We start from the raw sequence: 13,794 nt of genomic DNA, 5'->3' as shown, positions 1-13,794 counted from the left end.
TTCCATGACGATGATGTTGCAAGAGCCCACGCATGCGGGCAGCAGGCGCATTGTCGTATGCGCCGACGATTTTGGCATGAGCGCCGCCATCGACGATGGCATACTCGCGCTGGCCGGCGCGGGGCGCCTGAGCGCCGTCGGTTGCCTGGCGCAGGCGCCTTCCTTTCGCGCCGACGCGGCCAGGCTGCGCGAGCTGGACGTCGATGCCGGCCTGCATCTGAACTTCACCGAAACGCTGGGCGCGCCGGGACTATACCTGCCTTTGCCGCGGCTGATCGCCTGCGCCTATGCGCGCGTGTTGAATCGCGGCCGCGTCCAGCGCCAGATCGAACGCCAGCTCGACGCTTTCGAGTCGGCGATCGGCCGTATGCCCGACTTCATCGACGGCCATCAGCACGTGCATCAGTTGCCACAGATACGCGATGCCCTGTTCGAGGTGCTGGCGCGCCGCTACCCAGCCCAGGGCAGCGATGCCCACACCCCGTGGCTGCGCGATACGTCGCCGGGCTGCCTGGATGGCGTACCCGCGCCGTTGCGGCGCAAGGCCCGGATCATCGCGGCCTTGGGATCGGCGGCTTTCGCGCGCGGCGCGGCGCGGGCGGGGCTGAGCACCAATCGGCGCTTCCTGGGCGTCTACGATTTCCAGGGCGGGGCGCAGGTCTATGACGGCCTGCTCAGGCTGTGGCTGCGCAACGCCTCCGACGGCGATCTGCTGATGTGCCATCCCGCGCTGCCCGCCGGCGGCAGGCAGGGCATGGATGCGCAGCGCGGCGCCGAGTACCAGGTGCTGTCCGGCTCCAGCCTGCACGAATGGATGGCGTCGACAGGCGTGCGGGTGTCGCGCTATGCGTCGATGACCTTGCGCGCGAACGCTTCCAGATAGTCCAGCAGCGTGTCCGCGGCATGCGCGGCGGCGCGCTCGTCGCCGCTTGCGACGGACTGCGCCAGGTCCTGGTGATGGCGCGCGCCTTCCATGACGTCGCCTTCGTGCTGGTAGGCGTACCAGAAGCGCCTGCATTGGATCAGCAATGGGGTGACCGCCGTGACCGCGGACGTATTGCGGCAGGCCTCATGGCAGGCATGGTCCAGCATCTGGTCGGCGCGCATGTAGTCGTCGAGGTCGCCGCCCTGGGCCGCGCGCATCATATTCGCCGCGCATTCCAGGATGGCCGCGCGCTGGGGCGGCGTCGCGCGCCGCGCCGCCGCGGTGGCGATCAGCCGTTCCAGGCTGCGGCGGGTCTGCAGCAGGTCCAGATGGTCGGCCAGCTCCACGGTGGAGACGCGCAAGCCGCGTCGCGGCTCCTGGGTGATGAGTCCCGCCGACACCATGCGCAGCAAGGCTTCGCGCAGCGGCGTGCGGCCCAGTCCCGTGCGTTGCACCAGTTCGGCTTCGACGACGGGGCTGCCGGGCTGCAGCTGCAGCGTGGCGATCATGCTTTCGACCGCGTCGTAGGCGACGTCGGCGGCACGGCGTTTGGGCAAGGCGGCGTTCATGGTCGTGCGCGGCAAGACCGTCAGCGCGCGACGGTGGGCGGACGCGACCGGTATTCTTCCGGACGCCTTTCGAGCGCCGCGCCGACGATGGCTTCGACACGCGCGCGTTCTTCGCCGGCCAGCGGCAGGCGCGGACGGCGCACGAACTCGTTGCCGACGCCGGCCAGGGTTTCGGCCAGCTTGATGTTCTGCACCAGCTTCGTCGATACATCCAGGTGCAGCAGGGGCGTGAACCACTGATAGAGCTTCAGCGCCTGCGCCCATTCGCCGGCCTTCATCAGGTCGTACAGCGCCACGGTCTCGCGCGGGAAGGCCGTCACCAGGCCGGCCAGCAGGCCGTCGGCCCCCAGGGCCAGGGCCTCGAACGAAAGATCGTCCACGCCGATGAACAGCTGATAGCGGGTGCCCAGCGCATTGCGCAGGTCGGTGATGCGGCGGATGTCGTCCGTGCTTTCCTTGATCGCGGCCAGCCATTCGCAGTCGGCCAGCTGCGCCATGTGCTCGGGCTTCAGGTCGACACGATAGGCGACCGGGTTGTTGTAGATCATGCAGGGCTTGCGCGCGGCTTCGGCAATGGCGCGCACGTTCTGCATGGCTTCGCGGGCATCCGCCACATAGAGCACCGAAGGCATCACCATGAAGCCATCCACGCCCAGGTCGACCGCCGCCTTCACATAGCGCAGCGCGTCGCGGGTGCTGGTTTCCGAGACGTTGGCCAGCACCGGGACGCGGCCGGCGCTGACGTCCACCGCCGTACGCGCAACTGACAGTTTTTCGTCCATCGACAGCGTGCTGGCTTCGCCCAGCGATCCGCAGGTGACCATGCCGTGGACGCCGTTGTCGATCAGGTAGGCGAAATGCCTGCGCATTTCCTCGTGATCCAGCGATTCGTCTTCGTGGAACTTGGTCGTGACGGCGGGAAACACCCCTTGCCAGCGCGTGCGGTTCAAGTCGATCTCCATCGGAAAGTGGGCGCCCGGCGCCACGTTTCCCTGACGGGATCGTGGCCGATCCGGATCTGTCCGGCGCGCCGATGGGGCAGTCTACTGGGTGCTTAATATATTTACAACGGCGCCCGTGCGTCGATGGGCGGTTGGGGCGGCATGGGCGCGCCCCGGTAGGCAGCGGTGGCGTCGTGGACGAAGGACTCCACCGCCTGGTCGTAGACCGGGCCGCTGCGCACCGCGCCGGAATGCGAGGCGCCGTCGATCTTGACCAGCCGCTTCAGGTTGGGCGCCACTTTCTGCACGGCGGCGAACAACTGGTCGCTCATGGTGTGCGGCACCACGCGGTCCTCGGTGCCGTGCAGGAAAAGCACTGGCGTCGTCATGTCGGCCAGCTTGTCCAGGGAATCGAAGGGCTGCGTGACCAGCAGGCTGGCCCCGGGCACCCAGCCCCATTTCAGGGTCTGCAGCATGGCGGCGATGCTGGTGAAGCTGGATTCGACGATCAATCCCGCAATGGGCGGCATGTCCTTGCGGGAGGCCAGGTCGATGGCGATCGCGCCGCCCAGGCTGTGTCCGTAGACGAAGCGCCGGGCGGGATCGGGCTGGCGCCTGGCCAGTTCCCCCAGCGCCGCGGCGGCGTCCTGGCCGGCGCTTTCTTCGGACGGCAGTATCTGGGTGGAATCCCCGAAACCGCGGTAGTCGATGGCCAGGACGGAATAGCCGAGGCGGGTCCAACTGGCCATGCGGAAGGCGCTACCGTTCAGGTTCCAGCGCGCGCCGTGCAGATACAGGACGGTGGGCGCCCCCGGGTCCGGGCTTTGCCAGTACCAGGCGCGGACTTGTTGGCCGGGTGCCACGGCCAGATCGAATACGCGCGTGCCGGCGGGCGGTTCGCTGAACCAGCGCTGGTCGCCGCGCGCCGGCGAAAAAATGGCTTCGCGCTGCCAGGCGTCCAGCTGGGTGCAGCCCACGATGGCGGCGCTGGCCAGCAGCACGCAGGCCAGGGCGCGCCGCAGGCGGATACGGATGGGCAATCGGGAAGAACCGGGCATGGACGATAGACCCGTCCCCGCCGCGCGGGTTCCCGGGCATGGATGCAGGCAGGCGGGCAGGAGGGCAGCCGCAAAGGCGGGCGCAAAGGCGGGCGGGCGGCGGCCCGCGGCGACCCTACCGCAGCAGGTCCTCCGCGACCGGATAGAGTGACAGCACCAGCAGCACCGCCATCCCCAGGTTGAAAGCCCGCACGGCGCCCGGCTTGTGCAGGACGCGCCGCAAGGCCGTGCCGAAGGTGACCCAGACCCCGATGGCGGGCAGGTTGATGATGCCGCAGACGATGGTCGCCACCACCAGGTTCATGAAGAATCCGGCCTCCGGGATATAGGTGGCGGCCAGGCCGACGACCATCACCCATGCCTTGGGATTGATCCATTGGAATGCCGCCGCCTGCAGGAAGGTGAAGGGGCGCGCCCGCCGGTCGCCTTCGCGGATTTCGCCGGCCGTGGCGATTTTCCAGGCCAGGTACAGCAGATAGGCTGCCCCGCCGTACTTCAGTACGGTGTACAGCAGCGGCGAACTGTGGAATACCGCGCCCAGGCCGGCGCCTACCAGCAGGATCATCAGCGTGAAGCCGATGTTCACGCCGAACATGTGGGGCAGCGTGCGGCGGAAGCCGAAGTTCAGGCCGGATGAGGCCAGCATGATGTTGTTCGGGCCCGGCGTGATCGAGCTGACCAGGGAAAACAGGGCGACGGGGCCGAGCAGGCTGGCGGAAAGCAAAGGGATGTTGTCGGTCATGGCGTTGTCTCCGCGGTTCCCGGAATGGCGCGGGGTGGGATTTGTAGTTGGGTGCGTAGTTGGGTGTTTAGTGGGGCTGTGTACTGGGGCGCGTGGTGGGGGCGCGGGGTCAGGCCTTGCGGCGCGCCGCCGCGGCGCGGGCGCCGGCGATGACCGCGATGACGGCCAGCGCGAATGCCAGGGTGGCGGGCGCGACCTGCTCGCCGAACAGCAGCCCGGCGGCGCATACGGTGATGAAAGGCTGCAGCAGCTGGATCTGTCCGACCTTGGCGATCCCGCCGCGGGCCAGCCCGTGGTACCAGGCGAAGAAGCCCAGGAACATCGAACCGAACGACAGGTAGGCAAGTGCCAGCCAGACCGTCGGCGTGGGCGCCACCGGTACGCGCGCGGCCATCCATGCCACCGGCGCGACGATGAAGGGAGCGCTCAGGACCAGCGCCCAGCAGATCGTCCGCCAGCCGCCCAGGGTGCGTGCCACGCGCGCGCCTTCGGCGTAACCCATGCCGCCCAGTGCCGTCGCGACCAGCAGCCAGAGATCCCCGGCCTGCGGCGCCCCGCCACCTTCGCGCAGCGCGAACGCCGCGACCAGGCAGGCGCCGGCCAGGGCCCAGAGCCAGAATCGGCGCGGAGGCCGCTCGCCGCTGCCCAGCGCGGCGAAGGCCGCCGTCGCCAGCGGCAGCAGGCCGTTGACCACCGCGCCGTGGGCCGACGGAACGGACTGCATGGCCAGCGTGGAGGCGATCGGCCAGCCCACGACCACGCCCAGCGCGGCCAGGGCGATTCCGGAAATTTCTTCCCGCCGCGGCAGGCGGCTGCGCGTCAGCCACAGCAGCAGGCCGGCCGGCACGGCCGCCACCACCGCGCGTCCCAGGGCCACCAGCAACGGATCCAGCTCCGCGACCGCGACGCGCGACATGGGTAGCGTCAGGCTGAAGATGGCGATGCCCAGCAGCGCGGCGCCATAGCCCTCCCAGCCGTGCGGCACGGCGGCGGGCGATTGCGGGGCGGCGATGGAAGCGGGTGGACGCGGCATGCGGGTATTCCAGTAAAAAGGGCGGCTTGGATGACACTCTACGGACAGTTTCCGGTACAGTACCGATACACTTCACCGGTTCACTGTGATAACTGGCCTGGCGCTCCGCCCATGACACTTTCCGATTCCCTCGCCACCTGGCGCCCCGTGCGCGGCAACGACGTGACGCTCGCGGCACAGCTGGCCGACGACCTGGCGCGCCGCATCGCCGACGAAGGCCTGCGTCCCGGTTCGCGCCTGCCGTCGATCCGCGCCATGGCGGAACAGGCCGGCGTCAGCCGCTTCACGGTGGTGGAGGCCTACGATCGCCTGGCGGCCAGCGGCCTGGTGCAGTCGCGGCGCGGCGCCGGCTTTTTCGTGGCGCCGCGCGATACCGCCCGCGCCGCCGCCGCGGTGCCGGCGGCCGAAGCCAGCCTCGATACGCCCGCGCGCATCGATATATCGTGGCTGTTGCGCAGCATGTTCCGCGAGTCCAATACGCCCGGCATGCCCGGCGGCGCGGGCCTGCTGCCGGCCGACTGGCTGGATGCCGACATGATCGCCGGCGCGGTGCGCGCGGTCGGGCGCTCGGTGCGTGGCAACTTCCTGTCCTATGGCCAGCCGCAAGGCTATCCGGGCCTGCGCCAGCAGATTGCCGCGCTGTTGCAGGGATTGGGCGTGCCGGCCCATCCCGACCACAACCTGTTGACCACCTCCGGCGTCACCCATGGACTGGACCTGATCGCCCGCCTGCTGGTCGGGCCGGGCGACACGGTGCTGGTGGAAGACCCGGCATGGTTCGTCATTTTCGGCCGCCTGGCCGCCGTCGGCGCACGCGTCATCGGTGTGCCGCGCACGGCCGCCGGTCCGGATATCGACGTCCTGGAAAAGCTGGCCGCGCAGCATCGCCCCAAGCTCTTCATCGTCAATAGCGTGGTGCACAATCCGACCGGCCACACCTTGTCCGCCGGCGCGGCCTACGACATCCTGCGCATCGCCGAGCGCTACGATTTTTCGGTGATCGAGGACGATACCTATTCGGAACTGCATCCCGGCAACGCCATGCGCCTGTCGGTGCTGGACCGCTTGAACCGCGTCATCCTGGTGGGTGGCTTTTCCAAGATGCTGGCGCCCAGCCTGCGCGTGGGCTACGTGGCGGCGGCGCCGGCGCTGCTGCAGAAACTGGCCGATCTGAAGATGCTGGCCGGCCTGACGACGCCCGAGCTGGGCGAACGCGTGATCCATCGCATATTGGCCGACGGCCTGTTCCGCCGGCATGTGGAGCGCGTACGCGCTCGCGTGGACGAGGCGCGCGAACGCTGCGTGCGGCTTTTGCTGGAGCTGGGCCTGCGGATACCGGAACTGCCCCACGCCGGGATGTTCATCTGGGCCGACTGCGGCCGCGACAGCGAAACCCTGGCCCGCGCGGCCGCGGAGCGCAATATGCTATTGGCGCCGGGCTCCCTGTTTTCGCCTTCGCAGGCGCCGACGACCTATATGCGTTTTTCCGCCAGCATGGTGGACAATGCGGCGGCCTGGCAACTGCTGCGGCAATTGATGCCGCATCCGGCGGGGCGCGACACGCCCGCCGGGCGGTTATCCTAAGGCCATTCATCAGCCCATCTTCGAGGAAGATCATCATGTCCGTTCCCATCAATCGCCTGACTCCCGAGTTCGCCGTCGCGCCGCAGCTGTCGCCCGACGATATGGCCGCGGTGGCGGCCGCGGGCTTCAAAAGCGTGATCATCAACCGGCCCGACCATGAGGGCGGCCCCGACCAGCCCACGGCCGCGGCGGTTTCCGAAGCGGCCCTGAACGCGGGCCTGCAGGTCGAGTACCAGCCCGTCGTCAGCGGCGGCATGACCGCGGACGACGTGGCCACCTTCGGGCGTCTGCTGGAAAAGCTGCCGCAGCCGGTCCTGGCCTATTGCCGCACGGGCACGCGGTGCACGAACCTGTTTGTCGCCTCGCAGCAATCGGGCGCGCAGCGCTGAGATCCGGTGGGCGGGGGTGCTCTGCCGCGTCAGGCACTTTTCCGGTAGGATGGAACGCACAACATCCGTGTAAGGAGAGCTGGACATGTTCAAGAAAATCCTGATTCCCACCGACGGGTCCCCGCTGTCCGCCCAGGCGGCGAACGCCGGAGTCTGCTTCGCGCGCTCCGTCGGCGCGGAGATCGTCGCCCTGCACGTCACGCAACCCTTTGCCGCGACCATAGGCTTCGACGGCATGGCGGCCGCCTATGCGATTACCGATGAAGACTACGAAAAGGCCTCGGCGGACCAATCCAAGCGCTATTTGAAGGCCGTCCTGGATCGCGCGGAAACCGCCAGCGTCAAGGCCACGTCGCGCGCCATCTCCAATTTCAACGTCGCCGACGGCATCGTGCACGCCGCGCAGGAAAACGGCTGCGACCTGATCTTCATCGGCAGCCACGGCCGCAGCGGCCTGTCGCGCCTGCTCCTGGGCAGCGTCACCGCCAAGGTCCTGTCCCTGGCACACACCGCGGTGCTCGTGTATCGCGTCAAGGAAGAAAAAGCCTGACGGTCCCCCACGCCAGCCGCGCCGCCCGGCGCGACCGCGCATGAAAAAGGAAACGCCGCTTCCTGTCTGGAAAGCGGCGTTTTTGTTGACCCGTGCAAGGACGGGTCATCGTAAGCACAGGTCAGCGGAACAGCACCACCGCCTGCTGCAAGGTCACCCAGATGCCCCATGCCAGCGGAATGCCGACGCAGGCCCAGCCGAAGGCGATCGCCGACCTGGGCGTCTTGAAGGTCGATGCCGATTCGCCATGCACCGCGCTGGCGGCCGCGCGTTCGTGCGCCAGCGTCTTTTCGCGGGCCAGTTCTTCATCGGTCATGAAGTGCTTGGGGTTGACCGGCCGGATGGCCAGGTTGCACAGCAGGCCGATCACCAGCAGCCCCGCCAGGATATACATGGTGATGTCATAGACCTGGGCGCGCGGCACACCGAGCGACAACTGGTATTCGCGCACGTAGCTGATCAGCACCGGCCCGAAGATGCCGGCGGCCGACCAGGCGGTCAGTACGCGGCCATGGATGGCGCCGACCATCTGCGTGCCGAACAGGTCGGCCAGGTAGGCGGGCACCGTGGCGAAGCCGCCGCCGTACATCGACAGGATGATGCAGAAGGCACCGACGAACAGCGCCAGGTGGCCGGCGTGCGCGGACCACGGCACCGAGGCATACAGCACGAAGCCCAGCACGAAGAAGGTCAGGTAGGTCATCTTGCGCCCCAGCTTGTCCGACAGGCTGGCCCAGACGAAGCGGCCGCCGATGTTGAACAGGCTGAGCAGGCCGGTGAAGCCGGCGGCGATGGTGGCGATGGCGGCGAGCTGCTCCTTGTTCAACTGCGAGAACGTCAACGCGTCCTGGCCGATCAGCTTGCCGGCGAACACTTCCTGCAGCAGCGGCGACGCCATGCCCAGGATGCCGATGCCGGCCGTCACGTTCAGGCACAGTACCCACCACACCAGCCAGAACTGCGGCACGCCCCAGATTTTCTTCACGTGCACATGGCCATGGGTGATCATGGCGTTGCCGGCCTGCGCGACGGGCGGCGTCCAGCCCGCCGGCTTCCAGTTGCTGGCGGGCACGCGATAGGACAGCGCGCCGGCCACCATGAACACCGCGTAGATCACCGCCAGCGTCACGAAGGTTTCCCACACGCCGGGCGATGCCGGCGTCGCGTAGTGGCGCATCAGCAGGTTGGCCAGCGGCGCGCCCACCATGGCGCCGCCGCCGAAGCCCATGATCGCCATGCCGGTGGCCATGCCGCGCCGGTCGGGAAACCACTTGATCAGGGTGCTGACCGGCGAGATATAGCCCAGGCCCAGTCCGATGCCGCCGATCACGCCGGAACCCACCCACAGCATCCACAACTGGTGCAGGTAGATGCCCAGCGCCGATATCACCAGGCCGCCGCACCAGCAGGCGGCCGACACGATGCCGGCCTTGCGCGGACCGGCGCGCTCCAGCCAGCCGCCCCACACGGCCGCCGAACATCCCAGCAGGACGAAGAACAGGATGTAGGTCACCGTCATGCTGGAGATGCGCCAGTCGCAGTTGGTCGTGAACAACTCCTCGAACAGGCTCATGCCCGCCGGGCAGGCCAGCGCGGTGGTGCCGCCCAGGGCCTTGGAAAGCGGCAGCCAGAATACGGAAAAGCCGTAGGCCATGCCGATGCAAAGGTGGATCGCCAGGGCCGCGGGCGGAACCAGCCAGCGGCTGAATCCGGGGCCCGCGATGGTTCTTTCCTTGTCCAGAAAGCCGGGTTTGCCGGCAGGAATGTCCAGCGTGGTCGCTGTGCTCATGTCTTCTCCAAGGTTTTATTGGTATTGCCGGCTTGCCTTGCGGGGCGTCCGCGCGGTTGCCGGTCGTTCTGCTTCAGTGCACTGCTTATCTGGGTTCCGCGCTGCGCGGCGTGAGGCGTTCGCGGTTCGTGGTGACCGCTTCCAGCACGATGGGGCTGAGCGTGATGTCGTCGGCGACGCCATCCGGATGGCGTTGCAGGAAGGCCAGCAGCTCCGTCCGCATGCGCGGCTCCCAGAATTTCTGGATGTGGTTGGCGACGCCCTCGATGGCTTCGGGGCGGTCGGGCATGGCGTCGAAGAAGTCGCCGATACGGTTGGCCATGCGGATCAGGTTCGCGCTTTCCATTGTTTGTTCCTGTCTTTATGCGGAGATGCGTTCTTCGTGCGCGTACAGCGTCGTGTCGTCGTCCCGCATGAACCCCAGCAGGGCGATGTTCAGGCGGTCGGCCAGGCGGCGTGCGAGCGCGGTGGGCGCCGACACGGCGGCCAGGACGCCGACGCCGGCCGCCGCGGTTTTCTGCACCATTTCGAAACTGGCGCGGCTGGAGACGACGATGATCCCGTACCGGGCCGGGGCGGCGGCATCCACCGCGGCGGCCATGTCCGTTGCGGCGCCATCCGGCCGCCGCGCCAGCGCGCCGATCAGCTTGTCCAGCGCGTTGTGCCGGCCCACGTCCTCGCGTACCAACACGAGCGTGCCGTCGGCCCGGGCCCAGCCCGCCGCATGCGTGGCGCCGGTCAGCGCGTGCAGCGGCTGGCGCTCGCGCATGGCGCGCATGGCGCCAAGTACCGCGCGCGCGGAGATCGACGCGCCGGCTGGCACGGGCGGGATGTCGCGCAGCACTTCCGGCAGCGTTTCGACGCCGCACAGGCCGCAACCCGTGCGCCCCGACAACGCGCGCCGTCTTTCCTTGAGCCGGGCCGCGCAGGCGCTCGCGATCGTCAGTTCCAATACGACGCCGTCTTCGCTGACGCGTGCTTCGATGTCGCGCACGTCGCGCGCATCGTCGATGATGCCTTCGGTCAGCGAGAAGCCGATCGCGAAGTCTTCCAGGTCCGCCGGCGTGGCCAGCATGGTGGCGTGGCTGATGCCGTTGTATTCCAGCGCGATGGGGGTTTCTTCCGCCAGGATGTCGTCGTCCGGGCGGGCAGCCGCCATGCCGCCGCGCACGCGCAGCACACGCGCCGGCGCCGATGTCGGCGGCAGGCCGATGTCCGTGCCGGCCATATCTGTTTCACTGGCCGCGTCCGCCATGCCTGCGCCGGCATGGGCCCCGGCACGGCCGGGCAAGGTCTGTCTCGTCATATCGCTGATGCAAGGGCCGGGTGCGGCATGAGCGGGCGGCGCCTATTTGCCGGCGGGCACGGTTTCGCGATCCGCCAACAGCTTCTGCTGGATATCGCTGAAACGGCTCCACTGGCGCTGCCATTCCGAAGGCTGGGACACGCGCATGACCTGCACGGCCGTGACCTTGTACTCCGGGCAGTTGGTCGCCCAGTCGGAATTGTCCGTCGTCACCACATTGGCGCCCGATTCCGGGAAATGGAAGGTGGTGTATACCACGCCCGGCTGTACGCGATCGGTCAGCACGGCGCGCAGCACGGTTTCGCCCGAGCGGCTCTGCACGCCCACCCAGTCTCCGTCGGAGACGCCACGGTCCTCGGCATCCTGCGGATGCATTTCCAGCACGTCTTCCGCGTGCCACATGACGTTGTGCGTGCGGCGCGTCTGCGCGCCCACGTTGTATTGCGACAGGATGCGGCCGGTGGTGAGCAGCAGCGGGAACTTGCGCGTGCTGCGTTCCTCGGTGGGCACGTACTGCGTGATGATGAACTTGCCCTTGCCGCGCACGAACTCGTCGATATGCATGATGGGCGTGCCGTCGGGGGCCTCGTCGTTGCACGGCCACTGCACGCTGCCCAGGCGATCAAGTTTTTCGTAGGTGACGCCGGAGAAGGTGGGCGTCAGGCGCGCGATCTCATCCATGATCTCGCCGGGATGGCGATAGTTCATGGGATAGCCCATCGCGTTGGACAGGGCCATCGTCACTTCCCAGTCGCCCATGCCGTTGCGGGGCTCCATGACCTTGCGCACGCGCGAGATCCGCCGTTCCGCGTTGGTGAAGGTGCCGTCCTTTTCCAGGAAGGAAGAGCCCGGCAGGAAGACGTGCGCGTACTTGGCCGTTTCGTTCAGGAACAGGTCCTGCACCACGATGCATTCCATCGCCGCCAGCGCGGCCGCCACGTGCTGCGTGTTGGGATCGGACTGCACGATGTCCTCGCCCTGGCAGTACAGGCCCTTGAAGCTGCCCGCCAGCGCGGCCTCGAACATATTGGGGATGCGCAGGCCGGGTTCCGGCTGCAGCGTCACGCCCCAGTCGTGCTCGAACTCCGCGCGCACCACGTCGTCGGAGATATGCCGGTAGCCCGGCAGTTCGTGCGGGAAGGAGCCCATGTCGCAGGAACCCTGCACATTGTTCTGGCCGCGCAGCGGGTTCACGCCCACGCCTTCGCGGCCGATGTTGCCGGTGGCCATGGCCAGGTTGGCGATGCCCATCACCGTGGTCGAGCCCTGGCTGTGTTCCGTCACGCCCAGGCCGTAGTAGATCGCGGCGTTGCCGCCGGTGGCGTACAGCCGCGCGGCGCCACGCACGGCGGCCGCCGGCACGCCGGTGACGGCTTCCATGGCTTCCGGAGAGTTTTCCGGGCGCGAAACGAATTCGCGCCATTGCTGGAAGGCCTTGGTTTCGCAGCGTTCGGCGACGAAGGCTTCGTTGATCAGGCCTTCGGTGGCGATCACGTGCGCCAGCGAGGACAGCAGCGCGACGTTGGTGCCGGGACGCACCTGCAGGTGGTAGTCCGCCTTGACGTGCGGCGAGCTGACGAGTTCGATGCGGCGCGGATCGATGACGATCAGTCGCGCGCCCTGGCGCAGCCGGCGCTTGAGCCGCGAGGCAAACACCGGGTGGCCGCTGCTGGGGTTCGCGCCCATCACCACGACCACGTCGGAGTACATGACCGAGTCGAAGGTCTGCGTGCCCGCCGATTCGCCCAGCGTCTGCTTCAGGCCATAGCCCGTGGGCGAGTGGCAGACGCGCGCGCACGTGTCGACGTTGTTGGTGCCGAATCCGGCGCGCACCAGCTTCTGCACCAGCCAGGTTTCCTCGTTGGTGCAGCGGGACGACGTGATGCCGCCGATGGAATCGCGGCCATGCTTGGCCTGCAGGCGCTTGAATTCCGACGCCGCATACGAAATGGCCTCGTCCCAGGACACTTCGCGCCACGGATCCGTGATGTTCTTGCGGATCATGGGCTTGGTGACACGTTCCTTGTGCGTCGCATAGCCCCAGGCGAAGCGGCCCTTCACGCAGGAGTGCCCGCGGTTGGCCTGGCCATCCTTCCACGGCACCATGCGCACCACTTCCTGGCCTTTCATTTCTGCCTTGAAGCCGCAGCCCACGCCGCAGTAGGCGCAGGTGGTGACGACCGAGTGCTCGGCCTGGCCCATCATGATGACCGTTTTTTCTTCCAGCGTGGCGGTGGGGCAGGCCTGCACGCAGGCGCCGCAGGACACGCATTCGCTGTCCAGGAAAGGCTGGTCCTGTCCGGCGGAGACGCGCGAATCGAAGCCCTTGCCGGAAATGGTCAGCGCGAAGGTGCCCTGGGTTTCCTCGCAGGCCCGCACGCAGCGGTTGCAGACGATGCACTTGGACGGGTCGTAGGTGAAGTAGGGATTCGATTCGTCCTTGGCGTCATTCAGGTGGTTGGCGCCCTGGTAGCCGTAGCGCACGTTGCGCAGGCCCACCACGCCGGCCATGTCCTGCAGTTCGCAATCGCCATTGGCCGGACAGGTCAGGCAGTCCAGCGGGTGGTCGGAGATATACAGCTCCATCACGCCGCGCCGCAGGTCGTGCAGCTTGGGCGTTTCGGTGCGCACCACCATGCCGTCTTCCACTGGCGTCGTGCAGGAGGCCGGGTAGCCGCGGCGGCCGTCGATCTCCACCACGCACAGGCGGCAGGAGCCGAAGGCCTCCAGGCTGTCGGTGGCGCAGAGCTTGGGGATATTGATGCCGGCTTCGGCGGCCGCGCGCATCACCGAGGTGCCGGCGGGGACGCGGATTTCCTGGCCGTCGATGGTCAGGCTGACCTGCTGTTCGGCGACGCGCGCGGGCGTGCCGTAGTCGCGGTCTCGTTTGATGACGGTTTCCAACATG

At 67.9% G+C, this 13,794-nt stretch carries 13 protein-coding genes; 4 read left to right on the top strand and 9 right to left on the bottom strand.

Annotated elements, in window-relative coordinates:
• The first annotated feature begins 4 nt into the window (after positions 1 to 4).
• Positions 5 to 883, top strand: coding sequence for a ChbG/HpnK family deacetylase (locus tag CAL12_RS24020; protein ID WP_332458630.1), 879 nt, complete (start codon positions 5 to 7; stop codon positions 881 to 883).
• On the opposite strand, the gene CAL12_RS24015 is transcribed toward CAL12_RS24020, so the two are convergent.
• From CAL12_RS24015 to CAL12_RS23995, 5 genes are all read right to left on the bottom strand, one after another.
• A complete protein-coding gene (locus CAL12_RS24015; RefSeq protein WP_086066903.1) occupies positions 844 to 1,494 on the bottom strand; it encodes a GntR family transcriptional regulator in 651 nt (216 codons plus the stop codon). The two genes, CAL12_RS24020 and CAL12_RS24015, sit on opposite strands and share 40 nt — an antisense overlap.
• 20 nt (positions 1,495 to 1,514) lie before the next feature.
• Positions 1,515 to 2,444, bottom strand: coding sequence for a dihydrodipicolinate synthase family protein (locus CAL12_RS24010; protein ID WP_086068080.1), 930 nt, complete (start codon positions 2,442 to 2,444; stop codon positions 1,515 to 1,517).
• Between the two features lie 113 nt (positions 2,445 to 2,557).
• Positions 2,558 to 3,493: an alpha/beta hydrolase gene (locus tag CAL12_RS24005; protein WP_086066902.1), complete on the bottom strand. Its 936-nt coding sequence runs from the start codon at positions 3,491 to 3,493 to the stop codon at positions 2,558 to 2,560.
• A 115-nt stretch (positions 3,494 to 3,608) separates the two neighbouring features.
• The gene (locus tag CAL12_RS24000; RefSeq protein ID WP_086066901.1) at positions 3,609 to 4,235 is read right to left on the bottom strand and encodes a LysE family translocator; all 627 of its coding nucleotides are present in this window, start codon (positions 4,233 to 4,235) and stop codon (positions 3,609 to 3,611) included.
• Positions 4,236 to 4,344: 109 nt separating this feature from the next.
• Positions 4,345 to 5,268: a DMT family transporter gene (locus CAL12_RS23995; RefSeq protein ID WP_086066900.1), complete on the bottom strand. Its 924-nt coding sequence runs from the start codon at positions 5,266 to 5,268 to the stop codon at positions 4,345 to 4,347.
• A 147-nt stretch (positions 5,269 to 5,415) separates the two neighbouring features.
• Between CAL12_RS23995 and CAL12_RS23990 the strand changes: the two genes are divergently transcribed.
• The 3 genes from CAL12_RS23990 (at position 5,416) to CAL12_RS23980 (ending at position 7,791) form a co-directional block, all read left to right on the top strand.
• On the top strand, positions 5,416 to 6,852 hold the full coding sequence (locus CAL12_RS23990; protein WP_198298520.1) for an aminotransferase-like domain-containing protein: 1,437 nt from the start codon (positions 5,416 to 5,418) through the stop codon (positions 6,850 to 6,852).
• A gap of 35 nt (positions 6,853 to 6,887) precedes the next feature.
• Positions 6,888 to 7,241 carry a TIGR01244 family sulfur transferase gene (locus tag CAL12_RS23985; protein WP_086066898.1) on the top strand — a complete coding sequence of 118 codons (354 nt, stop codon included), beginning with the start codon at positions 6,888 to 6,890 and terminating at the stop codon, positions 7,239 to 7,241.
• 85 nt (positions 7,242 to 7,326) lie between these two features.
• Positions 7,327 to 7,791, top strand: coding sequence for a universal stress protein (locus CAL12_RS23980; protein ID WP_086066897.1), 465 nt, complete (start codon positions 7,327 to 7,329; stop codon positions 7,789 to 7,791).
• 121 nt (positions 7,792 to 7,912) lie between these two features.
• Here CAL12_RS23980 and CAL12_RS23975 read toward each other — a convergent pair whose 3' ends face one another.
• The 4 genes from CAL12_RS23975 to fdhF form a co-directional block, all read right to left on the bottom strand.
• Positions 7,913 to 9,580 carry an OFA family MFS transporter gene (locus CAL12_RS23975; RefSeq protein ID WP_086066896.1) on the bottom strand — a complete coding sequence of 556 codons (1,668 nt, stop codon included), beginning with the start codon at positions 9,578 to 9,580 and terminating at the stop codon, positions 7,913 to 7,915.
• Positions 9,581 to 9,665: 85 nt separating this feature from the next.
• Positions 9,666 to 9,926, bottom strand: a complete 261-nt coding sequence (locus CAL12_RS23970; RefSeq protein ID WP_086066895.1) for a formate dehydrogenase subunit delta — start codon at positions 9,924 to 9,926, stop codon at positions 9,666 to 9,668.
• 15 nt (positions 9,927 to 9,941) lie between these two features.
• Complete coding sequence (gene fdhD, locus CAL12_RS23965; protein ID WP_086066894.1) at positions 9,942 to 10,808, bottom strand: formate dehydrogenase accessory sulfurtransferase FdhD; 867 nt, start codon at positions 10,806 to 10,808, stop codon at positions 9,942 to 9,944.
• Positions 10,809 to 10,928: 120 nt separating this feature from the next.
• The gene (gene fdhF / locus CAL12_RS23960; protein WP_086066893.1) at positions 10,929 to 13,793 is read right to left on the bottom strand and encodes a formate dehydrogenase subunit alpha; all 2,865 of its coding nucleotides are present in this window, start codon (positions 13,791 to 13,793) and stop codon (positions 10,929 to 10,931) included.
• Between the last annotated feature and the right edge of the window lies 1 nt (position 13,794).

The organism is Bordetella genomosp. 8 (genome assembly GCF_002119685.1).
Taxonomy (GTDB): Bacteria; Pseudomonadota; Gammaproteobacteria; order Burkholderiales; family Burkholderiaceae_B; genus Bordetella_C.
The sequence above is the reverse complement of the archived record's forward strand: the minus strand, read 5'-3'. Positions and strand labels throughout refer to the sequence as shown.

Coding starts and splice junctions, on each gene's coding strand:
- CAL12_RS23980 (WP_086066897.1), top strand. CDS start 7,327: ATGTTCAAGAAAATCCTGATTCCCACCGACGGGTCCCCGCTGTCCGCC.
- CAL12_RS23985 (WP_086066898.1), top strand. CDS start 6,888: ATGTCCGTTCCCATCAATCGCCTGACTCCCGAGTTCGCCGTCGCGCCG.
- CAL12_RS24015 (WP_086066903.1), bottom strand. CDS start 1,494: ATGAACGCCGCCTTGCCCAAACGCCGTGCCGCCGACGTCGCCTACGAC.
- CAL12_RS23970 (WP_086066895.1), bottom strand. CDS start 9,926: ATGGAAAGCGCGAACCTGATCCGCATGGCCAACCGTATCGGCGACTTC.
- CAL12_RS23995 (WP_086066900.1), bottom strand. CDS start 5,268: ATGCCGCGTCCACCCGCTTCCATCGCCGCCCCGCAATCGCCCGCCGCC.
- CAL12_RS24020 (WP_332458630.1), top strand. CDS start 5: ATGACGATGATGTTGCAAGAGCCCACGCATGCGGGCAGCAGGCGCATT.
- CAL12_RS23975 (WP_086066896.1), bottom strand. CDS start 9,580: ATGAGCACAGCGACCACGCTGGACATTCCTGCCGGCAAACCCGGCTTT.
- CAL12_RS24005 (WP_086066902.1), bottom strand. CDS start 3,493: ATGCCCGGTTCTTCCCGATTGCCCATCCGTATCCGCCTGCGGCGCGCC.
- CAL12_RS24000 (WP_086066901.1), bottom strand. CDS start 4,235: ATGACCGACAACATCCCTTTGCTTTCCGCCAGCCTGCTCGGCCCCGTC.
- fdhD (WP_086066894.1), bottom strand. CDS start 10,808: ATGGCCGGCACGGACATCGGCCTGCCGCCGACATCGGCGCCGGCGCGT.
- fdhF (WP_086066893.1), bottom strand. CDS start 13,793: ATGTTGGAAACCGTCATCAAACGAGACCGCGACTACGGCACGCCCGCG.